Origin of the sequence: Gallibacterium salpingitidis (assembly GCF_030517105.1) — a bacterium.
GTDB lineage: Bacteria > Pseudomonadota > Gammaproteobacteria > Enterobacterales > Pasteurellaceae > Gallibacterium > Gallibacterium salpingitidis.
Genome location: NZ_CP103875.1, coordinates 744,715 through 767,050, shown reverse-complemented (window position 1 = coordinate 767,050; position 22,336 = coordinate 744,715). Strand labels below are relative to the sequence as shown.

Below are 22,336 nucleotides of genomic sequence, written 5' to 3'. Positions count from 1 at the left end.
TTCTTAGTAGCGAATTTTCGGATCAATTACGGCATACAAAATATCAACAATCGCATTAAACACGATCGTTAATGTACCGACTAAAATAGTCAAGCTTAATACCAAAGAGTAATCACGATTAAGCGCACCATTCACGAAAAGTTGTCCAATTCCCGGCAAGACAAAAATACTCTCAATCACCATAGAACCTGTAATAATCCCTACAAACGCTGGCCCCATATAAGAAATTACTGGTAATAAAGCTGGGCGCAATGCGTGTTTCAACACAATACGGCGCATTGGTAAACCTTTCGCTTTGGCAGTACGAATAAAATTAGAGTGTAAAACTTCAATCATAGAACTACGCATAATACGCGCAATACTGGCAATATAAGAGAGTGATAACGCCACCATTGGCATTAACATATAAATAAATTGACCATTATTCCAACCACCAGATGGCAGTAGTTTCAGAGTGATGGAAAAAATTAATACTAATAATGGTGCGACCACGAAGCTGGGCACCACGACTCCAGTCATCGCAAAAGTCATTATCAAATAATCCAGCCACTTATTCTGTTTCAACGCAGCAATAACACCTGCGGAAATTCCAAACACTAACGCCAAAATAAAAGCAGAAAAACCAAGTTTCAATGACACTGGAAAAGCCTCTGCAACAAGCTGATTAACAGTGTAATCTTTATATTTAAATGAAGGACCAAAATCCCCATGTGCTAAATCTTTCAAATAAATACCATATTGCACTAGCAAAGGTTCATTGAGGTGATATTTCGCTTCAATATTAGCTATAACTTCTGGCGGATAATTCTTTTCACTCGAAAATGGGCTACCCGGCGCCAAACGCATCATAAAGAACGAAACAGTGATCAAAATAAATAATGTTGGGATCGCCTCTAAAATACGGCGAAAAATTAATTTAAGCATACACACATCCCACAAATATTTTTTGGCAACAGCCAACAAAGACCCAATCCACCAGTGTGGATTGGGCAATAAAAGAAAAATTAATGTTTAATAATATAAACGTCTTTCAAATAGTAATTTTGACCTGGGTGTGCATCAGCAAAACCTTTCACCCAAGGTTTAATCAGACGAGGTTGGACATAATGATAGACAGGAACTAAAGCTGTATCATTATCTAATTGTGCTTCTGCTTTCGCATAAACTTCCGCACGCTCTTCATCAGTTTGTGCTTTAAATGCTGAAGCAATTAAATCATCATAAGCTTTACTCTTATAGAAAGCTGTATTGTTCGCACTATTAGATAAATAGTAATTTAAGAAGGTACTTGCTTCATTATAGTCAGCACACCAACCAGCTCTTGCCATATGGTAATTACCTTGGTGACGAGAATCGAGGTAAGTTTTCCACTCTTGGTTTTCTAAGTTAATGTTAACTAAGCCTTGTAGATTTTTCTTCCAGATAGATTGCGCTGCAATCGCCAATTTTTTATGGTTGTCGGAAGTGTTATACAGCAAGTTGAAAGTAAGAGGTTTTGATTTATCGTAACCAGCTTCTTTTAATAATTTAATCGCTTCTTCATTACGTTTATTTTGATCCCAATTTGCCCATTCCGGATTTTTCATCTTTTCTGCACCATTAATAAATGGCGGCGTAAAGATATAAGCTGGAGTTTGGCCTTGTTGTAAGATCTTATCCGTAATGATGTTACGATCTAATGCTAATGAAAGTGCACGACGTACTTTTTCGTTATCAAATGGCGCTTTAGCGGTATTGACTTCATATAAATAGGTACAAAGTAACGGAGAAATATGTAATTCATCCGGTAACTCTTTCTTAATTTTTGCAAATAATTCAATTGGAATTTCTTTACCAGTCATATCTTCATCACCAGCACGATAGCGCGCAATATCTGTTGCTGAAGATTCAATTGGTAATAAAGTTACTTTGTTTAGTACTGTTTTTGCATTATCCCAATAATGCGGATTACGTTCTAATACCGCTTTTTCATTTACTACCATTGATTTCAAGACAAATGCACCATTACCGACAATATTTTCTGGCGCAGTCCATTTTTCACCAAATTTTTCTACCACTTTTGGATTCACTGGCGATAACACATAATGTTCAACCAATTTATCTACATATGGTACAGATTCGGTAAGAGTTAACACTAATGTATGATCATCTGCTGCTTTAACGCCTAAATCAGTAACTGGTGCTTTACCTTCAATCACTTTATCAGCATTTGCTAATTTTAAGAAATCCAAATAACTTGCATACGGCGAAGCAGTTTTTGGATCAGCTAAACGTTGCCACGCATAAACAAAATCACCGGCAACAACAGGATCACCATTTGACCATTTCGCTTCTGGACGTAAGTGGAAAGTCCAAGTTTTAAAATCTGCACTATGTTCCCAAGATGTTGCTACTCCTGGAAGAATATGTCCTTTTGCATCAGAAATAACTAAAGTTTCAAATAATTGGTGAGCATAATTTCCTTCAACATCCCCTTCCATTTTTTGTGGATCTAATGTCGCTGGATTGGCACTAATATTCCACACTAATTCTTGTTTTTCCGCTAATTGTGTGCCAGCAGGTACATTTGCTGCCATCGCATTCATTGCCATTGCACCTAAACCAAGCGCAACCATCAATAAAGATTTCTTAAATGTTTTTTGCATATTTTTTCCTTATACAAACTAGATTCTTCTACCCAATATGCAGAATTGCTCTAATTAATAAATTAAATCTTATAATTTGTAAATAACACCATTAGATTTTGCTAAATTATTAAGTAATTTTCCCCTATTATCACTAAATTAACGTTAAATTTTAGTTTAATCTTCTGTGGCAGGATCATAGATATCACGATGAGCAAGCGCTCATCGTGTATTAAGATTAATGTTTAAGAATATAAACATCTTTTAGATAGTAATTTTTTGCCGGATGATTCGCCGCAAAGCCTTTCACCCAAGGTTTTACTAAGCGAGGCTGAACATAGTAATAGACATTAATTACCGCAGTATCATTCGCCAATATTTGTTCCGCTTTGGCATAAATTTCTGCACGTTCTTTATCAGTTTGTGCTTTAAATGCTGCCGCAATTAAATCATCATAAGCCTTATTTTTATAGAAAGCTCTATTGTTAGCGCTATTTGATAAGAAGTAATTTAAGAAAGTGGTCGCTTCATTATAATCAGCACACCAACCTGCTCTTGCCATTTGTGAATTCCCTTGGCGACGTGTATCTAAATAGGTTTTCCACTCTTGATTATCCAAAGTGACATCAACTACACCTTGTAAATTCTTCTTCCAAATGGATTGAGCAGCAATTGCCAATTTCTTATGGTTATCAGAAGTGTTATACAACAATTTAAAATTCAATGGTTTAGACTTATCATAACCAGCTTCTTTCAACAACTTGATCGCTTCTTGATTACGTTTCTTTTGATCCCAGCTTGCCCATTCTGGGTTCTTCATTTTTTCTGCACCATTAATAAATGGTGGGGTAAAGAGGTAAGCTGGAGTTTGTCCCTGTTGTAAAATTTTATCCGTCATAATATGGCGATCTAAAGCCAATGATAACGCTTTACGCACTCTCGCATCGTTAAATGGAGGTTTAACCGTATTCATCTCATAGGTATAGGTACATAATACTGGTGGCGTATAAATTTCATTTGGTACTTCTTTCTTCAATTTTGCAAATAATTCAATCGGTAACTCTTTCCCTGTCACATCTTCATCGCCAGCACGATAACGCGCTACATCTGTTGCTGCTGATTCAATTGGCAATAATGTCACTTTTTCCAATACTGTTTTCGCATTATCCCAATAGTGGCTATTGCGTTCTAAAATTGCTTTCTCATTTACCACCATTGAAGTTAATTTAAACGCACCATTCCCGACCAAATTGCCCGGTTTAGTCCAAGCATCACCAAATTTTTCCACCACTTTAGCGTTCACTGGCGACAACACATAATGTTCTACTAATTTATCAACATAAGGTACTGCTTCAGTTAAATGTAGCACCAAAGTATGATCATCTTTAGCTTCAATACCTAAATCAGTAACTTTAGCTTTCCCCTCTAAAACTTTATCCGCATTTTCCAATCTTAAGAAATCTAAATAACTCGCATAAGGTGATGCTGTATTCGGATCTGCTAAACGTTGCCACGCATAAACGAAATCTTTGGCTGTTACTGCTTCACCATTTGACCATTTTGCTTCAGGTCGTAAATGGAATGTCCATGTTTTGAAATCATCGCTATGTTCCCAAGAAGTCGCGGCACCGGGTAAAATATGACCTTTTTCATCGGAAATCACTAAAGTTTCAAAGAGTTGTCGAGCAAAATATCCTTCTACATCTCCTTCCATTTTTTGTGGGTCTAATGTTGCAGGATTAGCACTTACGTTCCAAACTAATTCTTGTTTTTTCGCAAGATCGGTTCCTGCGGGTACATTGGCTGCTGTTGCTGCACCTGCCATAGTTAAGCCCAATGCAACAACAAGTAACGATTTTTTAAATGAGGTTTGCATAACCTAATCTCCTTCAGTCAATATCTTCTACCCCGATGTAGAATTGCGCATATTAATAACTAAAATTTAACATTTTGTAAATATATCCTTTACTTCTATATTTATAGAACAACTTCTTTTTTTCAAAAATGTGATCAAAATTGTTTTTTAGCAAATATAAAGTGTTAAGCTATAAAATGAATTTTTTAAGCTAAAACGGAGTGAACGCTTATGACTAATCATGCTCACAGTAGTGCAGATCTTGATAACACTGTCGCTGATCTAATCCGCTTAACCCAATATAGCCATGGCGCAGGTTGTGGCTGCAAAATTTCCCCAAAAGTTTTAGAAACCATCTTACATACTGAAATTGAAAAATTTGTCGATCCGCATCTTTTAGTTGGTAATGAAAGTAAAGATGATGCGGCGGTATATGATATTGGTAATGGTATGGGAATTATCAGTACCACCGATTTCTTTATGCCAATTGTTGATGATCCTTTTACCTTTGGACGCATTGCCGCCACTAATGCAATCAGCGATATTTTCGCAATGGGCGGCAAGCCAATTATGGCAATTGCTATTTTAGGTTTTCCAATTAAATTACTACCGCCAGAAATTGCCAGACGTATTGTTGAAGGTGGTCGCCAAGCCTGTAAAGATGCTGGTATTGCATTGGCTGGTGGACATTCGATTGATTCACCAGAACCGATTTTTGGTTTAGCAGTAACAGGCATTATTCCATTAGAAAAAGTGAAGAAAAACAATTCAGCGAAAGCAGGTTGTGAACTCTTTTTAACGAAACCGCTAGGTATCGGTATTCTTACTACCGCCGAGAAAAAAGGTAAATTAAAAGCAGAACATAAAGGTTTAGCCGCCCAAGTGATGTGTCAAATGAACAAAATCGGTGCGCAATTCTCTGAATTAGACGGTGTAACCTCGATGACAGACGTCACTGGTTTTGGACTATTAGGCCATTTAATTGAAGTGTGTGAAGGTTCTAACGTGATAGCAGAAGTAAATTTTGCACAAATCAGAACATTAGATGGTGTCGATGATTATATTAAGAAAGGCTGCATTCCAGGCGGTACACAACGTAACTTTGATAGTTATGGTCATCTTGTTAGCCCGTTAACCGAGCAACAAAAAGCCATTCTTTGTGATCCACAAACCTCTGGTGGTTTATTAGTTGCTGTCACAAATGACGATAAGCCACGCCTATTTGAGCTTGCTGAACAAGCTGGTATTGCATTAATTCCAATAGGTAAATTAGTTGAGAAAAAAGCTGATACAACTATTTTGGTTGAGGTTAATTAATCAGCCAATCATCACAATAAAAATGAAGAAGCCTATCTTTAGTTGATAAAGATATGGCTTTTTTATCATTAACAGGAGAATTCTTATGACAATTAATCAATATGGACAAGAAGTAGGAGAACCTCTTCCTAATTGGATTCCTGCTGCTCGTCCACAACTTATCACTCTAGAAGGTAAATACGTTCGTCTTGTTCCTTTGCGTACTGCTGGTGTTGTTGAACAATTCATTGCTACAATCAAAGATAACAATTTACTTACCTCTCCAATGTGGACTTATCTTCCTATCGGAGATTTTTCCGATACTAATCAACTACAAACTGTACTTGAACAGCATGCAAAAAGTGATGCCCCTTTGCACTATGCGATTGTTGATGTTCATACAGGCGCTGTAGAAGGCTCAATTGCACTAATGCGTATCGATCCCAATAATGGGGTTATCGAAGTGGGCTGGCTGATCTTCACTCCGGCATTGCAACGCACTGTCAAATCTACTGAACTGCACTATCTTTTGATGCAGTATGTATTTGATAAACTAGGTTATCGCCGTTATGAATGGAAATGTGATGCTCTTAATGCCCCATCTGTAAATGCAGCATTGCGTTTAGGTTTCATTTATGAAGGCACTTTTTCTAATGCTGTCGTTTATAAAGGACGTAATCGCGATACAGCTTGGTTCTCTATTACTGCCCAACGTTGGCCGAACTGTCGAAATGCATTTACCGCTTGGTTATCGCCACAAAACTTTAACCCTGACGGAACTCAACGTCACCGATTAAGTGAGCTTCGTACCAGCTAAAACATATTTTTATGATACAAAAAACCACGCCAATCAGCGTGGTTTTCTCTTTATTGACTCTTACAAATAAAATTACTCTTCACCAAGTAATTTTAATTCGCGTCCTCTCACTTGTTTCTTCAAGATTTCAGTAAACTCTTCTACAGTGAAAGAACCTAAATCTTGACCTTTACGAGTACGTACTGCGATCTTACCTTCCGCAATTTCCTTATCACCACAAACTAGCATATAAGGAACACGTTTTAAGGTATGTTCGCGAATCTTAAAGCCGATTTTCTCGTTACGTAGATCTGATTTCACACGTAAACCTGCATCAGAAAGGGTTTTCACCACTTTTTGTACATACTCTGCTTGTGAATCAGTAATATTCATTACTACCGCTTGAGTTGGTGCTAACCACGCTGGGAAGAAACCAGCATATTCCTCGGTGATAATACCAATGAAACGCTCGATTGAACCTAAAATCGCGCGGTGAATCATTACTGGTGTTTTACGTTCATTATCTTCCGCTACATAAGACGCATTTAATCGGCCCGGTAACGCAAAGTCTAACTGTACTGTACCGCACTGCCATTCACGTCCGATACTGTCACGTAAAGCAAACTCAAGTTTTGGTCCATAGAATGCACCTTCACCCGGTTGTACTTCATACGCTAAGCCATTGTGTTCTAATGCTTTAGCTAAGTCAGCTTCCGCACGATCCCACATTTCATCTGAACCGATACGGCTTTCCGGACGAGTAGATAATTTCACATAAATATCAGTGAAACCGAAAGTGCTATAAATATCGTAAACCATCTTAATACAAGAAGTTACTTCACTTTCAATTTGATCTTCAGTACAGAAAATATGTGCATCATCTTGGGTAAAACCACGTACACGCATTAACCCATGCAATGAACCTGATGGCTCGTTACGATGACAAGAACCAAATTCCGCCATACGCAATGGTAAATCACGATAAGATTTCAATCCTTGATTAAAGATTTGTACATGTCCTGGGCAGTTCATCGGTTTAATTGCATATTCGCGGTTTTCTGATGAAGTGGTGAACATTAAATCACCATAGTTTTGCCAATGACCAGTTCTTTCCCAAAGTACACGATCCATCATAAACGGACCTTTTACTTCTTGGTAATCATACTCTTTTAATTTAGCACGCACGAAAGTTTCTAATTCGCGGAAAATGGTCCAACCGTCATTGTGCCAGAACACCATTCCTGGTGCTTCTTCTTGCATATGATACAAATCGAGTGCTTTACCAATTTTACGGTGGTCACGTTTTGCTGCTTCTTCTAAACGTTTCAAATATTCAGCAAGTTGTTTCTTATCTGCCCACGCTGTACCGTAAATACGTTGCAACATCTTATTATTGCTATCACCACGCCAATATGCGCCAGCCACTTTTTGTAATTTAAAATGATGACAGAAACGCATATTTGGTACGTGCGGACCACGACACATATCAATATATTCTTGGTGATGATACAACGCTGGTGTAGCTGTTTTTTCGATATTTTCTTCGAGAATTGCCATTTTGTATGGCTCACCGCGTTTTTCGAAAACGTCGTGTGCAGTTTGCCAAGAAACTGGTTCTTTCACTACATCGTAATCAGTTTTCGCTAACTCCAACATCCGTTTTTCAATTTTTTCTAAATCTTCGGTAGTGAGTGACTGATCTAAATCGATGTCATAGTAGAAACCATTTTCAATGGTCGGTCCAATTGCCATTTTGGCATTTGGATAAAGTTGTTTTAACGCATGACCTAGTAAGTGTGCGCAAGAGTGACGAATAATTTCTAAACCGTCTTCATCTTTTGCAGTAATAATTTCTAATTTTGCATCTTCGCTAATCAAATCACAGGCATCTTTACGTTCACCGTTAACACGACCTGCAATACACGCTTTCGCAAGACCTGCACCAATACTTTGGGCAACTTCTAGGACAGTAATAGGTTGATCAAATTGACGTTGAGAACCGTCAGGTAAAGTAATAATAGGCATAATTAAATCCTTACAGTGGTTACCTATACGAGGGGTAACTTGTGATTAAAAAAAATTTTGTTTTGAACTTTGCAAAATAAAATACCCACAATGTATTCCATTGCGGGCGTGAGTATAGCATAGCTAAAATATGAATAAAATTTGAAAAATTAAACTATTTTGAGATCAATGAGAGAAATTCTTGTCGTGTTGCACGATCTTGTAAAAATACGCCGCCATACGCCGATGTTACGGTAAAGCTATTTGCATCACGCACACCGCGACATTTCACACAAAAATGGGTAGCTCGAACATAAACTGCCACATCTTCTGTCTGCAATAATGTTTGAAATGCAGTCAAAATTTGCTCGGTTAAACGCTCTTGTACTTGCGGTCGTTGCGCAAAGAAATCCACCACGCGATTGATTTTCGACAAACCAATTACCCAATCTTTTGGATAGTAAGCTACCGATACCTTGCCGGCAAAAGTGACAAAATGGTGCTCGCAAGTGCTGGTTAAATTAATATCATTAACCAACACCATTTCGCTAACTTTCATGCGATTTTCAATACGGGTAATTTTCGGGAAATTATGATAATCCAAACCACTAAAGATTTCGTCAAGATACATTTTGGCAAGGCGTTTTGGCGTTTCTTCTAAACTATCATCGCGTAAGTCCAAACCTAAAATATTCATCACTTCACGCATATGTTGTTCTATTTTTTGCCGACGCTCATCTTGTGTTCCGACTCTTGCGACCATTGGTGTTTCTAATCCTTTCGCCGCTAAAGCTGCTCTAACCTGTTGAGCTTCTTGTGAAATTGTGTTCATTAACCACTCCTTTTTTATTAGGCGGATATTCTAACAATCGTTATACATTTGTAAAACACTAAATAGCCCTTTGGTGAAAAAAACTGTTAATGAGTTATAAAAATAATGTCCAAGGTGAGTTTTGTTATCAATATAAATTTACAATAAGTTACGATTTATTCAAGTAAATACAATATATCTACTTGAAATAAAATAAAAATACTTTTTCATCCATAAAACCAATGCTAAAATTTCTGATAAAAATCATCAAATCAATAATTTCTATTATATTTATTTCCTGAAATAAAATATTATCTGTCTTTTCATTATAAGGAATCTTTATGAATAAAATTTATCGTGTTGTCTGGAATACAATATTAGGGTTATGGCAGTGTGTGTCAGAATTAGCTAGTAAGAAAAGAAAAACTAAATCATTAAATAGTGCTATAACCTGCACAGGAAGGAGGGGGGGGGGTATTTACTCTAATAACATTTAGTTTTTCTATTGCTATATCTAATGCCAATGCAGAAGGAAGCTTTACAAGAAACGGAGTTTGGCTTAATACTAATACCAAAGGTACTGTTTTCTTCCAAGGTAATGGTAGTGCCACACTTTCAGGAGGAACTAATGAAACTATTCAGCAAGCTGAAAATAATCCTAGAGCCACCACTGCCGGTAATTTTTATTTTGGTAATACTTGGAGCAAGACACTTATTATTTTCAATATAATAAATGATTCTGATTTAAAGTCTGGAACCTCTCGTATTGGATATTTTACAGGAAATGCCACGATTAATGTTGTTAATTCAAATTTTAAAACACATCGTATCGTTTATGGAGGTGATAAACCACAGTTCAAAGGTACAGGGATATTAAATATTTCGGGTAATAGTGAAGTACGTCATGCTGAATTGACTGCCAATAGAAATAGTGAAATTAATGTGAATGATGAAAGCAGTAGACTTTCTATTTTAGGCAACGCTGATTTCAATGAGCAATCAAAATTAAATGTGAAAAATGGAACAGCTACATTTAATGGTAGTGCAAACTTTAATGCTCAAAGTCAGTTTAATAGTACAGGTGGCGTAACTACATTTAATGATCAAGTCAATTTTAATGGCCAAAGCCAGTTTAATGGTACAGGTGGCGTAACTACATTTAATGGTCAAGTCAATTTTAATAATCGAAGCCAGTTTAATAGTACAGGCGGAGTAGCTAATTTTAAAAATATAAATATAAAGAATTATGCACAATTCAATATAGCTAATAGTGTTAATATATCTGAAGAATTTAAATTATATAATCAGGCTGTGGTTTCTTTAAATACAGATGGGATACTTAATTTAACAGGAACTAGTAAGTATATTAGATGGAATGTATTAAAAAAAGCCAGTGATAGTGGCACTGTAACAGTAAATTTCAATGGTGGTACATTAAGCGTTAATGATTCAGCAATTGATACAATTGAAGTATTTGGTTTCTTTTCACATACAGATAATATCAACCTTCAACAAACCTCTAAAATTGATGTAGCTAATAATAAGCTACTGGTATTTAATCACGGATCTACAATAAAAGGCGACACCCCAGAAGCAAATTTAGAAAAAGTTGGTGCTGGTACATTAATTTTTGCAGGTAATAACACCTACGTTGGTAAAACAATAATCCAAGAAGGTACCTTACAATTAGGTAATGAATCAGGCAGCTTTGGTAGCCCTGCTGGTAAAGCTGGCACAAGTGGTACAGCTGGGACGGGAGAAATTATTATCAAGCAAAATGCTAATCTAAAAATCAAACGTTCTGATAGTTACAGTTTGGATAATACTATTACTGATGCTGGTAATTTAGAACAAGCTGGTAGCGGTAAAACAATTGTTACTAAAAATGATACCTACACAGGTAAAACCACCGTTTCTAATGGCGAATTAGAAATTGCAAACAACGCAAGTATCAACGGTACTAGTGATGTATTGGTTGATAGTGGTAAAACTTATTCTGCAGCAACTGACGATCAAGCTAAATTAACCGTTAATGGCACACTGACAACAGCAAAAAGCGGTGATGATTCTGGTGATGTCGTACTAAAACACGGCTTATTTACTGTTAATGGTTCAGCTACAGTTGGTAATATTAAATCAACAACAGGTGCCGAAAATCAGTTAGCAAAAGTTAATGTGACTTCCGGAGGCACTTTAACCACCAATCTTGTTGCAGGCGACACTCTTTTCGAAAACTTTAAAACTTCCCCTGCTCCTGATACAGTAATTATCGACGGCACTTGGAATGCGAATGTCGCTTCTGGAACAACAGTAAAACAAGATAGTAATACAGCGATTACCGACACCAATATTGGTATGATGAATAAAACAGGAGCCGGTACTTTAGTTTTAACAGCGGATAATAGTAACTTTAAAGGTACAATCAATATCAATGCAGGAACGTTGCAAGCGGGTGATGGTGGAACAACAGGTACTTTCGGTTCTGGCAATATTACCATTGCAAACGGTGCAACAGCTGCTGTAAATCGTTCTAATGAATATACACTTGTCAATAAAATCACCGGTGCAGGTACATTGCAACAAGATGGCAGCAGTACACTTAAGCTGACTAATGCTGAAAATAGTGTTGGTAATACAGTCGTCAATAATGGAACATTAGAAGTTGTGGCTAATTTGGCAAGTACTAATGTACATATCAATAACGGTAACTTGACAGTTGATAATAATGTAGAACTTAGCAGCACTACTGTAAATGTTGGTAACAGTAGTGGTGCAGAAAACACTGCAAAATTGGTAAATAACGGTATATTGAAAGATATTGCGACCATCAACGTCAAATCTGACGGCTACCTAAATCAATCAGGCACACAAACCAAAAAAGACGGTACATTAAATGTGGACGGCGGTAAAGTTGACGTGAAAGCCGATACTAGTTTTGCTAATACCAATATCAATGAAGGTACGGTCACTGTTGATAATGGCACAAAATTAGATGGTGGGGATATTATTGTCGGTAACAGCGATAATAAAGTGGCGGCTGTTGATGTTAAAGGTGAGGTGAAGGCTGAGAATATCAATATTGCTAAAGGCGGTACCTTCAATGTGAACGGTGATAATGGTAAAGTCACTGCTACAAATAATGTTTCAATGGACGGCGGTAAGCTAAACGTCAATGCAAAAGGAACATTATCTGCATCAAATATCACTAGCCTAGATAATAAAGATGAAAAAGCATCTACGATTAATGTTGCTAAAGATAGTACCCTAAACTTAACACCGAAAGATGGCGATAAACTACTCTTTGATGGTTTTAACACAACCGTTGGTGGTCAGGATAACATTAATATTGACGGTACGCTTAACTTAAATGTTGATTCAGGTACGGTGACGCAATCGGTAAATGCTCCTATTAGTGGTACAGGTACCTTTAATAAGAATGGTGCTGGCACCTTTGATGTTAAAGCAAACAATCCATTTGCTGGTACAGTGAATGCGAACCAAGGGACTTTAAAAATCTCTGAAGGTGGTAAACTCGGTAATGCGACTGTCAATGTGAGCAATGGAGCAACATTGGCAGTGGATAAAAATGGTACTTCATTGAAGAATTTAACATTAAGTGATAAAGCCACATTATCAATTGAAGCGACACCAGAAGGCTATTCAAAAATTGATGTTGCAGATAAAGCGACATTAGGCGGTACACTTTATGTAGATACTTCAAAGACTAAAAATGACAAAGATTTAGGAAAAGCAAATTTTTCTAACTTTATTACGGCAGATAAACCTATCGAAACTAATTTTACGAAAGTAGAGGATAGCAGTGGTTTATTTAACTTCCGTGTAGAGCCATCTTCTTCTGGAAAAGAAGTGTCATTAGTCCCTTATGCTTCAACAGCAAATTTAGTAAAAGTGAGCAAACAATTTGGTTTAGATAGAGCTTTAGATGCAGCAACAGTACTAGATAAAGTATTCCATGATTCACCAGAGAGTGATTTATCTTTCAAATTCTTAAGTATTGGTTATGATGCCCAAGAACAAGCGAATGCGTTATTAGCAACGTTACCGACTTTAGCCGGGGCAAGTAGTCAAGTGTTAGCCGATAGCAGTAAACGTTTAGCAGACCTTGCTGATATTTATGAACGTTGTGACAACACTAACCCACAAGAAAATAAACACCTTTGGGTAAAAACCTTTGATAGTTGGAGAACACAAAACCAATATCAAGGCGCAGCAGGTTATCGTGATAATAGCTATGGCTTTGCCGTTGGGGTAGAAAAATGCCATGGACAAACCCGTTTAGGGGCAATGATAGGCTATCCGTATGATAAGGCTCATAGCCGTGAATCCGTATCTCACCAATCATTACGCGCAGATACTATTCAAGCAGGTATTTATGGTAATACTCCGATTAGCCCACTGATTGACTTAGACTTTAGAGCAGGTATTGGTTACAGCGATGTTAGCACACAACGCCAAATTGCTTTTGCGAATAGAACCGCAAAAGGGGAATATGGTAATAAACTTGGTTATGCAGGAATTGGTGTTAACTTCAATGCCTTTGCGAATGACCAAGTGGAAGTTAGACCATTTGTACGTATGGATTACCAAGTGGTACGCAACAACCACTATCAAGAACGTGGTGCTGGCGTATTAAGCTTGAAAGTTGATGCGGATACTAATCAATCATTTATTAGCAAAGTTGGGGTAGATACTCGCGTTCGTGTTGCGGACAAACTCTCTGTTGGTACAAGAGCAAGTATCGGTTATGACCTTATTGATGAACCAGCTTTTGTTACTGCAGCGTTCCAAGGTGCACCTGACTTGAAATTCAAGACAGAGGGTGCACAACATGGACGTGTGAGCGGTGATGTAGGATTAAATGTGAATTATCACATCACTCCAGCAGCAAGTTTATCTGTTGGTTATGATGCTTCTGCTCGTAAAGGGTATATTGAACACACCCCAAGTATAACTTTTAAAATGGCGTTTTAATTAAGTTATTTTAGGTTAATTCAATCACTCAAGATCCAAACCACGCTGTCGTAAGATGGCGTGATTTTTTATAAATCTATATTATTTATCCGTACGCTATTTTTCTTTTTATCATTTCATTAAATAAATGCTATGATTGCTGCCATTATTGGGAGTAAAAAATGAATAGACGAGAGTTGTTACTACAAGAAATGGGAATTACCCTTTGGCAATTAACTAAACCAGAGGTGTTACAGGGCATAGGTAATATGCAAATTCCTGCGCAAATACATACATTATTACTCGCTGATGATCCGCAATTCTCCCAATATCCTTTGTTACAAGATCTATTACGCGCAGCCAATAGTACAGAACCGCAATTTCTGAGTATTACTACGGAAAAATTACCACGTTTAGAAACGCAACACGCATTACTAATCTTCTGTGCAGAAAATTGTCATACTGCTCTGTTGAATTCACCTTTTGCAAAGCAACCTCACTCCGCTATTGTGTTACCGCAAGATCTGCAACTAACCTTGACGCAAAAACGTCAGATTTGGCAACAAATTCAACAATTTTTATTACAACAAAATGAACATTAATATTCAGCCTATTCAAGACAGTGATTTTTCTGAGTTATATCCGATCGAAACAGCTGCACATACCGTACCTTGGAGCCTTGGCACATTAAAGAATAATCAAGGCGATAATTATCTGAATCTCAAAATTTTACAGCAACAACAAATTATTGGTTTCTGTATCTGCCAAGTAGTGTTAGATGAAGCTACATTGTTTAATATTGCAATTGATCCTGCATTTCAAGGAAAAGGCTTGGGTAAACAATTATTGCAAGAACTCATGAATCAACTCGTCAAGAAAGGTGTTAATACACTTTGGCTAGAAGTAAGAGAATCCAATAAAAAAGCCCAATCCTTATATCAAGCATTAGGCTTTAATGAAGTTACTTTGCGTAAAAACTACTATCCATTAGCCGACGGCGGACGCGAACACGCAGTCATTATGGCGTGTTACTTATAAACTCGGTTTACGATAGACCAGTTTAATATCCTCACCAATCTGTTGCGTTTCTGCCAATTGCCATAATGGCGCATCAGCTAAATGCTGCAATTGTGGTAAGTGGCATAGTCCTCTCGCTTGATCACCTAATAATTTCGGCGCGATATAGACAATTAATTCATCCACTAACTCTGCCTCAATCAATTTTCCTGCTAAAGTGGCTCCCGCTTCCACCCAAACAGAATTAATTTGCTGTCTGCCTAAAAAGTTAAATAGGTCAGTGAAAAAATAAGGACTCTCAGCGATCATCTGTTGCTGGCAAAAATCAGGGAAGTTTTGCATTGCTCGCTCTTGAGAGCTGATTAGCCAAATCGGTGATTCAGTCGCAAATAAACGTCCTGTAGGTTGAATTTTATGTTGTGAATCTAAAATAATGCGTAATGGCTGACGTAATTTTTGTTCCGGATAATCAGCCTTAATTTGCTCGCTTAGTTGCTGCCAACGCACTGTTAAAGCAGCATCATCCGTCATTACCGTTTTACTGGTTGATAAGATTGCTGATGCCATTGCGCGATATTGCTGCACATCCTGTCTGGCCAGTTCCCCAGTGATCCATTGACTTTCGCCATTCGCCATCGCAGTACGCCCATCAATGCTCATTGCCATTTTTAACTGCACATAAGGAAAGCCTGTGCGCATTCTTTTCAAAAAACCGCGATTTAGTTGTTCCGCTTCTTGCTCCAATAAACCAACTGCTGTTTTAACACCCGCTTCATTCAACATTCGCAAACCACGACCAGCAACTTGTGGATTAGGATCTTGCATCGCTGCAATCACTTTGCTGACACCAGCTTCGATCAATCCTTTGGCACAAGGTGGAGTACGTCCATAATGCGAACAAGGTTCTAACGTCACATACGCCGTCGCCCCTTTTGCTTGTTCCCCTGCTTGGCGCATTGCCATCACTTCTGCATGACCTTCGCCAGCTTTAGCGTGATAACCTTGTCCAACAATTTTCCCTTCTTTCACTAACACACAACCCACTGCCGGATTCGGCGTACAAGTGAATCTGCCTTTCTTGGCTAGTTCAATGGCTAACGCCATAAATTGCTGATCTTCTCGTGAAAAGTCTGCTGATCCTGCTGACATCTTAATCGTTATCCCTCTCGTTGTAATTTATCGATTTCATCACTGAATTGTTTAATATCATCAAAGCTGAGATAAACCGAAGCAAAGCGAATATAAGCTACTTTGTCTAATTTTTTTAATTCATTCATTACCAGTGTTCCCACCAATTTACTAGAAACTTCTCGTTCGCCAGAAGTTTGTAAGGTATGAATAATTCGGCTAATCGCATTCTCAATATTTTCTTCACTAACAGGTCGTTTTTCTAACGCACGTGAAAAACCTGCCCGTAATTTATCTTCATTGAAAGGCTCTCTATTACCATTATTTTTCACAATTTTTGGTGTGACTAATTCTGCCATTTCAAACGTAGTAAAACGTTCGTGACATTGTAAACACTCTCGACGGCGGCGAATCTGATAGCCATCAGCGACCAGACGACTATCGATGACTTTAGTGTCCTGTGCAGAACAAAAAGGACAATGCATATTGCCTCCTCTATTTTTAGTTTTAGCCCAAACTTTCAATCAAATTAAGAATACGCTTATCAGAAATCGGATAGGCTGTACCTAATTGCTGAGCAAATAAACTTACGCGCAGCTCCTCAATCATATACCGAATTTCTAAAATTTCATCTGAAATTGGTTTCGATTTTGGTAATTTATTTAATAGTTGTTGATAAGCTTGCTGTACTTTCTCAATACGCAGCATTGCCGCCCTGTCACGATTCACGTCCTGCGCCACTTTATCTAGACGTTTGTCAATTGCTTGCAGATAACGATTCAAATCTGCCAAACGCGGATATCCTGTTTTTTCAACAAACCCTGGATAAATCAAGGCGCTAATTTGTGCTTTTATATCTGACAAAGCAAACGCTAAATTAAAATCTAAACGCCCTTTCATTCGTTTATTAATTTCAAAAGTTAAAGTCAAAATTTGCTCTACTTTTTGCGCAATATCTACCGTTACTTCGTTTAAATTGGCACGTACAAAATCACGTAGTTGCTCAAACTTTTCTTCTTCCCAAACTACACCGCCAAAATCCACGATCAATTTATCCACTGCACAAGCAATACAATCATCAATTAACTGTAATACCGTTCCGAATGGCGTGAAATACAGTCCTAACTTGGCTTTATTTGGCAATTTTTCATGTAGATATTTAATTGGTGATGGCACATTTAACAATAGTAGACGGCGTAAACCCGCTTGCATTGCACGTTGTTGCTCAAATTCAGTTTCAAACAATTTAATGCCCACCGCTTCTTTCTCATCAACTATTGCAGGATATGCCTTAATACTAAAGCCATGTTTTTTCTGTTCATAAAACTGTGGCAAAGTAGCAAAGTTCCAAATATGAATGCCAGATTGCTCAATACCATCATCAGCAACCTCGGCAATACTTTGTTGAATCCGATCTTTTAATGACACTTTTAAATCATCTAAATCGCCACTTTCTGCGATCTTTTTACCTTTTTCATCAATAACGCGGAAAGTCATTTTTAGATGTGTTGGCACTTGTTCCCAATTCCATTCTGACGGTTCCACCCATACACCAGTCATTTTACGGAATTGCTCACTTAAGCTCTCTACCAAAGGTTTTTCCAATGGCGTTGCTCTGGCTAAGAAAGCTTCTGCGTAATTTGGTGCAGGCACAAAATTACGACGTTGTGCTTTTGGTAATGATTTAATCAAAGCCATTACCAACTCTCTTCGTAAGCCAGGAATTTGCCAATCAAAGCCATGCAAATCAATCTGATTTAATAACGGTAATGGAATATGGACAGTAACGCCATCAGCATCAGTTCCCGGTTCAAATTGATAGCTTAACTTCAATTTTAAATTACCCTGATGCCAAAAATTTGGGAAATCTAATGCGCTAATATTAGCTTCTTCATTTAATAAAAAGGCTTTCTCAAAATTAAGCAACTCTGGTTGCGTTTTTTGTGTTTGTTGCCACCATTTATCAAAATGGCGCTGCGAAACAATTTCGGCTGGAATCCGCTGATCATAAAAGTCAAACAACGTTTGTTCACTCACCAAAATATCGCGGCGGCGCGTCTTATGTTCCAACTCCTCTACTTCTTGAATCAATTTTTGGTTATCAAAGAAGAATTTATGTCGGGTTTGCCAATCACCTTCCACTAAAGCAGCACGAATAAAAATTTCACGACTGACCATTGGATCGATAGCACCATAATTAACACTTCTCGCTTGTACAATCGGTACACCATACAAAGTAACTTTTTCACTCGCCAACACTGCCCCTTGTTTTCTCGACCAATGTGGTTCGTGATAACTACGTTTTACCAAATGTTGCGCTAACGGTTCGATCCATTCCGGTTCAATACTGGCAACCATTCTGCCCCATAATTTGCTAGTTTCAACCAATTCAGCCGCCATACACCATTTCGGTTGTTTCTTAAATAACACTGACGCTGGGAAAATCGAGAAATGTGCATTTCTTGCTCCTAAATATTGCTGTTTCTCTGCCTCTTTTGCGCCAATATGAGATAGCAGTCCTGTCAGTAATGCAGTATGTACTGCCACATATTCTGCCGGTTCGGAATTAATCGCCAACCCCATTTCACGTACTGTCAAGCGTAATTGATGGTAAATATCCTGCCACTCCCGAATACGTAAATAATTTAAATAGTCTTTTTGGCATAGACGACGGAATTGATTACGTGATAGTTCTTTTTGTTGCTGCTGAATGTATTGCCATAAATTCACAAATGCCAAGAAATCAGAATTTTTATCAGCAAAACGGCGATGTTTATCATCTGCTGATTGTTGTTTTTCTTGCGGACGTTCGCGTGGATCTTGAATTGATAACGCCGATACAATCACCATTACTTCACGTAAGCTACCATTGGCTGCGGCACTTAATACCATTTTGCCCAAACGTGGATCAATCGGTAAATTGGCTAATTGACGTCCACTCTCTGTTAATACCCGTTTTTTCCCTGCACGAGTATCAATCCATTTCAATGCTTGTAACTCTTCTAACAAGCGCAAGCCGTCCTGAATTTGACGGCGATCTGGTGCATCAACAAACGGAAATGCCTCAATATCATCCAAACCTAATGCTGTCATTTGTAAAATGACTGACGCTAAGTTAGTTCGCAAAATTTCAGGATCGGTAAATGGCGGGCGGTTATTAAAATCGTCCTCCGAATATAAACGAATACAAATCCCTTCACTTACCCGTCCACAACGCCCTTTACGCTGATTAGCTGAGGCTTGTGAGATTGGCTCTATCGGTAAACGTTGTACTTTAGTACGATAGCTATAACGGGAAATTCTTGCTGTTCCTGGATCGATAACATATTTAATGCCTGGTACGGTTAAAGAGGTTTCAGCAACGTTGGTCGCTAAAATAATTCGATTAAGTCCACTTGGATGAAATATGCGATTTTGCTCTTGTGCTGATAAACGTGCATATAATGGCAAAATTTCAGTATGACGTAACTCTCGTCGTTCAAGCGCTTCTGCTGTATCACGAATTTCTCGTTCACCATTCATAAAAATTAAAATATCGCCACGTCCTTCCGCTTGTAACTCATCAACAGCATCAAAGATCGCTTGTAATTGATCTTGATCTTCCGTTTCCGCCACTGGACGATAACGCACTTCAACAGGATAGGTACGACCAGAAACTTCAATAATTGGTGCATGATCAAAATGATCAGAAAAACGCTCTACATCAATGGTCGCTGAAGTAATAATAACTTTTAAATCTGGACGACGTGGTAAAAGCTGCTTTAAATACCCCAAAATAAAATCATTATTCAGACTACGTTCGTGAGCCTCATCAATAATTAACACTTCATATTGATTCAAATAGCGATCCGATTGAATTTCTGCCAATAAAATCCCATCGGTCATCAATTTTATTTGCGTATTTTCACTAACATGATCGTTAAATCGCACTTTATAACCAACGAGGCTGCCTAATTCACTTTGTAACTCTTCAGCAATTCGAGTTGCTACTGAGCGTGCTGCAATACGGCGCGGTTGTGTGTGTCCAATTAAACCTCTTGCCCCTAATCCCAATTCAAGGCACATTTTCGGTAATTGTGTAGTTTTTCCCGAACCGGTTTCTCCAGCAATTACCACGACTTGATGTTGTTTTATTGCTGCTAATATTTCTTCTCGACGCTGACTAACCGGTAATTCCTCCGGATAGCTAATCTCGGCAATAGGTTGCTGACGCTGCAATAATTTCTGTTTTGCCGTTTCAACTGCTTCACTCAATAGCGCTTGTAACTCTGGCTTTGCTTGCGCAGGTGCTTTTTTAATGCGGGCTAATAGCGGATATTTATCCACTAACATCACTTGATCTAATTGCGATAATAATTGTTGTTGCCACTCTGCTAAAGGAGTTGTTTGTGTTGTCGATTTCTTATTAAAAAAACGTTTTTTCTTACTCTGATTTTTTACTTGTTCTGACATAATTATTAAAAATCTCTTAACTACTTGTGCCCTATTATACTGGGGTTAATAGCTGGTACAAGGTTGTTGTACCTTAAGGTAACTGTGATTACAATGATTCACTACTGTTAACTTTCTATTATGATCATTATTTCAGCAATAACTGTATATTATGGAAAAATTAGAGCTTACCTTTAAACACTTTCTGATTGCGATCAGCGGTGTATTAATTTTATGGCTACCAGTGTTCTGGCTACATCTAGTATTAGTCTTGTTTACCGCTTTAAGCGCCTATGCTATTACCGACATTTTCGCACGCCACTTACAAAAGCATAGTAAACATTATGTTGGTTATTCCGTACTAATCGTACTAATACTATTTATTCTTGCTATTTTTCTATTCATTATTTGGGTTGAAAATCGTGCTGATGCCTTAAGCGCTGGAAAACTAATCAGCAGTGTGGCGGATATTTTAGATGAATTACACGAAAAATTGCCTGCCTCTATTGCGACGCATATTCCTGATGGCGTCAGTACCTTACAATTACATCTTTCACAATGGCTAAAAGAGAATGCCAGAGAGTTACAAAGTGCGGGGTTATATACGTTAAGAGTTTTAGGGCATCTTATCGTCGGTGTTGTTTTAGGTACAATTGCCGCTTTCCAAACCTTACCTTTATCACCCAATAACCAACGCGCATTACCAAAGTTACTACAATTACATTTTCAACAATTGTTAGATGGTTTTACTAATGTTTTCTTTGCGCAAATTCGTATTTCTTTCATTAACACCATATTAGCTGCGTTATATCTGTTGGTGATCTTACCTGCTATCGGTAAACCATTACCTCTCGCAGGCACGATGGTATTTGTCACTTTTGTTGCCGGACTAATTCCAGTAGTTGGTAATCTTATCTCCAATTCATTTATTGTAATGATGAGTTTAGGCGACAGCGTCAGTATTGCTATTACTTCCCTAATCTTTTTAGTCGTTATCCATAAATTAGAATATTTTCTTAATGCCGAAATTATCGGACATCGGATTAATGCTAAAACTTGGGAATTATTAATTATGATGGTGTTTATGGAAGCCGCTTTTGGCATTCCAGGATTAGTCAGTGCACCAGTAATTTACGCACAAATCAAAAGATTATTGGTTTACCATAATTGGCTTTAATTAGCATTTTTTCACCTTAATTAGGCTAATTAGATTGTAATTTATTTAGCTAACATTTAGGTGAAAAAGTTTAACAAAATGTTTTCTATTCATAAGCCATTAATTTTCTTTCCTTTTTAATTCCGTTAATATTTTGTAACAATCCTACCTTTTTACAATAAAACCTAACCTCTGTACTTGTATAAAAAAATAATCAGAGGATAATACGAGTGAAGATAAGAATTGT

At 37.7% G+C, this 22,336-nt stretch carries 15 protein-coding genes; 7 read left to right on the top strand and 8 right to left on the bottom strand.

Annotation, left to right across the window (positions count from 1 at the left end; translation table 11 throughout):
- Positions 1-3: 3 nt before the first annotated feature.
- The 3 genes from oppB to NYR30_RS03645 all read right to left on the bottom strand — a co-directional run bounded on the left by oppB (position 4) and on the right by NYR30_RS03645 (position 4,500).
- Positions 4-924 carry an oligopeptide ABC transporter permease OppB gene (gene oppB / locus NYR30_RS03655; protein ID WP_302501933.1) on the bottom strand — a complete coding sequence of 307 codons (921 nt, stop codon included), beginning with the start codon at positions 922-924 and terminating at the stop codon, positions 4-6.
- An 80-nt stretch (positions 925-1,004) separates the two neighbouring features.
- Positions 1,005-2,645 (bottom strand): ABC transporter substrate-binding protein, encoded by a 1,641-nt coding sequence (locus tag NYR30_RS03650; protein WP_302501923.1) that lies wholly within the window; start codon positions 2,643-2,645, stop codon positions 1,005-1,007.
- A gap of 217 nt (positions 2,646-2,862) precedes the next feature.
- Positions 2,863-4,500 (bottom strand): ABC transporter substrate-binding protein, encoded by a 1,638-nt coding sequence (locus NYR30_RS03645; RefSeq protein WP_302501918.1) that lies wholly within the window; start codon positions 4,498-4,500, stop codon positions 2,863-2,865.
- Between the two features lie 210 nt (positions 4,501-4,710).
- Here NYR30_RS03645 and selD point away from each other — a divergent pair, with 210 nt between their 5' ends.
- Both selD and NYR30_RS03635 read left to right on the top strand, forming a co-directional pair.
- Positions 4,711-5,796 carry a selenide, water dikinase SelD gene (gene selD, locus NYR30_RS03640; RefSeq protein ID WP_066422018.1) on the top strand — a complete coding sequence of 362 codons (1,086 nt, stop codon included), beginning with the start codon at positions 4,711-4,713 and terminating at the stop codon, positions 5,794-5,796.
- Between the two features lie 85 nt (positions 5,797-5,881).
- A complete protein-coding gene (locus NYR30_RS03635) occupies positions 5,882-6,592 on the top strand; it encodes a GNAT family N-acetyltransferase (RefSeq protein WP_066422013.1) in 711 nt (236 codons plus the stop codon).
- Positions 6,593-6,664: 72 nt separating this feature from the next.
- On the opposite strand, the gene thrS is transcribed toward NYR30_RS03635, so the two are convergent.
- Positions 6,665-8,596 (bottom strand): threonine--tRNA ligase, encoded by a 1,932-nt coding sequence (thrS, locus tag NYR30_RS03630; RefSeq protein WP_066106979.1) that lies wholly within the window; start codon positions 8,594-8,596, stop codon positions 6,665-6,667.
- Between the two features lie 154 nt (positions 8,597-8,750).
- The gene (gene folE, locus NYR30_RS03625) at positions 8,751-9,407 is read right to left on the bottom strand and encodes a GTP cyclohydrolase I FolE (RefSeq protein WP_066112914.1); all 657 of its coding nucleotides are present in this window, start codon (positions 9,405-9,407) and stop codon (positions 8,751-8,753) included.
- Positions 9,408-9,727: 320 nt separating this feature from the next.
- Here folE and NYR30_RS13660 point away from each other — a divergent pair, with 320 nt between their 5' ends.
- The 4 genes from NYR30_RS13660 to rimI all read left to right on the top strand — a co-directional run bounded on the left by NYR30_RS13660 (position 9,728) and on the right by rimI (position 15,395).
- On the top strand, positions 9,728-9,883 hold the full coding sequence (locus tag NYR30_RS13660; RefSeq protein ID WP_367401231.1) for an ESPR domain-containing protein: 156 nt from the start codon (positions 9,728-9,730) through the stop codon (positions 9,881-9,883).
- 415 nt (positions 9,884-10,298) lie between these two features.
- Positions 10,299-14,378 carry an autotransporter domain-containing protein gene (locus tag NYR30_RS03620; RefSeq protein ID WP_302501913.1) on the top strand — a complete coding sequence of 1,360 codons (4,080 nt, stop codon included), beginning with the start codon at positions 10,299-10,301 and terminating at the stop codon, positions 14,376-14,378.
- 161 nt (positions 14,379-14,539) lie between these two features.
- Positions 14,540-14,959, top strand: a complete 420-nt coding sequence (locus tag NYR30_RS03615) for a DNA polymerase III subunit psi (RefSeq protein ID WP_066112912.1) — start codon at positions 14,540-14,542, stop codon at positions 14,957-14,959.
- Entirely contained in the window at positions 14,949-15,395 is a 447-nt protein-coding gene (gene rimI, locus NYR30_RS03610) for a ribosomal protein S18-alanine N-acetyltransferase (RefSeq protein WP_066112911.1), read from the top strand. The genes NYR30_RS03615 and rimI overlap by 11 nt, the downstream gene beginning before the upstream one ends.
- Here rimI and ribD read toward each other — a convergent pair.
- The 3 genes from ribD to hrpA are packed head-to-tail and all read right to left on the bottom strand — an operon-like array spanning position 15,390 to position 20,954.
- Positions 15,390-16,523 carry a bifunctional diaminohydroxyphosphoribosylaminopyrimidine deaminase/5-amino-6-(5-phosphoribosylamino)uracil reductase RibD gene (gene ribD / locus NYR30_RS03605; RefSeq protein WP_066112910.1) on the bottom strand — a complete coding sequence of 378 codons (1,134 nt, stop codon included), beginning with the start codon at positions 16,521-16,523 and terminating at the stop codon, positions 15,390-15,392. The two genes, rimI and ribD, sit on opposite strands and share 6 nt — an antisense overlap.
- An 8-nt stretch (positions 16,524-16,531) precedes the next feature.
- Positions 16,532-16,987 (bottom strand): transcriptional regulator NrdR, encoded by a 456-nt coding sequence (nrdR, locus tag NYR30_RS03600; RefSeq protein WP_066106994.1) that lies wholly within the window; start codon positions 16,985-16,987, stop codon positions 16,532-16,534.
- Between the two features lie 22 nt (positions 16,988-17,009).
- The gene (gene hrpA / locus NYR30_RS03595) at positions 17,010-20,954 is read right to left on the bottom strand and encodes an ATP-dependent RNA helicase HrpA (protein ID WP_066112909.1); all 3,945 of its coding nucleotides are present in this window, start codon (positions 20,952-20,954) and stop codon (positions 17,010-17,012) included.
- Positions 20,955-21,105: 151 nt separating this feature from the next.
- Here hrpA and NYR30_RS03590 point away from each other — a divergent pair, with 151 nt between their 5' ends.
- A complete protein-coding gene (locus tag NYR30_RS03590; protein ID WP_066112908.1) occupies positions 21,106-22,110 on the top strand; it encodes an AI-2E family transporter in 1,005 nt (334 codons plus the stop codon).
- Positions 22,111-22,336: the final 226 nt, after the last annotated feature.

Bases quoted from the DNA above. Each gene is read 5' to 3' on its own strand.
- nrdR (WP_066106994.1), bottom strand. From the start codon at position 16,987: ATGCATTGTCCTTTTTGTTCTGCACAGGACACTAAAGTCATCGATAGT.
- NYR30_RS03615 (WP_066112912.1), top strand. From the start codon at position 14,540: ATGAATAGACGAGAGTTGTTACTACAAGAAATGGGAATTACCCTTTGG.
- hrpA (WP_066112909.1), bottom strand. From the start codon at position 20,954: ATGTCAGAACAAGTAAAAAATCAGAGTAAGAAAAAACGTTTTTTTAAT.
- NYR30_RS03635 (WP_066422013.1), top strand. From the start codon at position 5,882: ATGACAATTAATCAATATGGACAAGAAGTAGGAGAACCTCTTCCTAAT.
- oppB (WP_302501933.1), bottom strand. From the start codon at position 924: ATGCTTAAATTAATTTTTCGCCGTATTTTAGAGGCGATCCCAACATTA.
- NYR30_RS03590 (WP_066112908.1), top strand. From the start codon at position 21,106: ATGGAAAAATTAGAGCTTACCTTTAAACACTTTCTGATTGCGATCAGC.
- NYR30_RS13660 (WP_367401231.1), top strand. From the start codon at position 9,728: ATGAATAAAATTTATCGTGTTGTCTGGAATACAATATTAGGGTTATGG.
- ribD (WP_066112910.1), bottom strand. From the start codon at position 16,523: ATGTCAGCAGGATCAGCAGACTTTTCACGAGAAGATCAGCAATTTATG.
- thrS (WP_066106979.1), bottom strand. From the start codon at position 8,596: ATGCCTATTATTACTTTACCTGACGGTTCTCAACGTCAATTTGATCAA.
- selD (WP_066422018.1), top strand. From the start codon at position 4,711: ATGACTAATCATGCTCACAGTAGTGCAGATCTTGATAACACTGTCGCT.
- NYR30_RS03650 (WP_302501923.1), bottom strand. From the start codon at position 2,645: ATGCAAAAAACATTTAAGAAATCTTTATTGATGGTTGCGCTTGGTTTA.
- rimI (WP_066112911.1), top strand. From the start codon at position 14,949: ATGAACATTAATATTCAGCCTATTCAAGACAGTGATTTTTCTGAGTTA.
- folE (WP_066112914.1), bottom strand. From the start codon at position 9,407: ATGAACACAATTTCACAAGAAGCTCAACAGGTTAGAGCAGCTTTAGCG.
- NYR30_RS03645 (WP_302501918.1), bottom strand. From the start codon at position 4,500: ATGCAAACCTCATTTAAAAAATCGTTACTTGTTGTTGCATTGGGCTTA.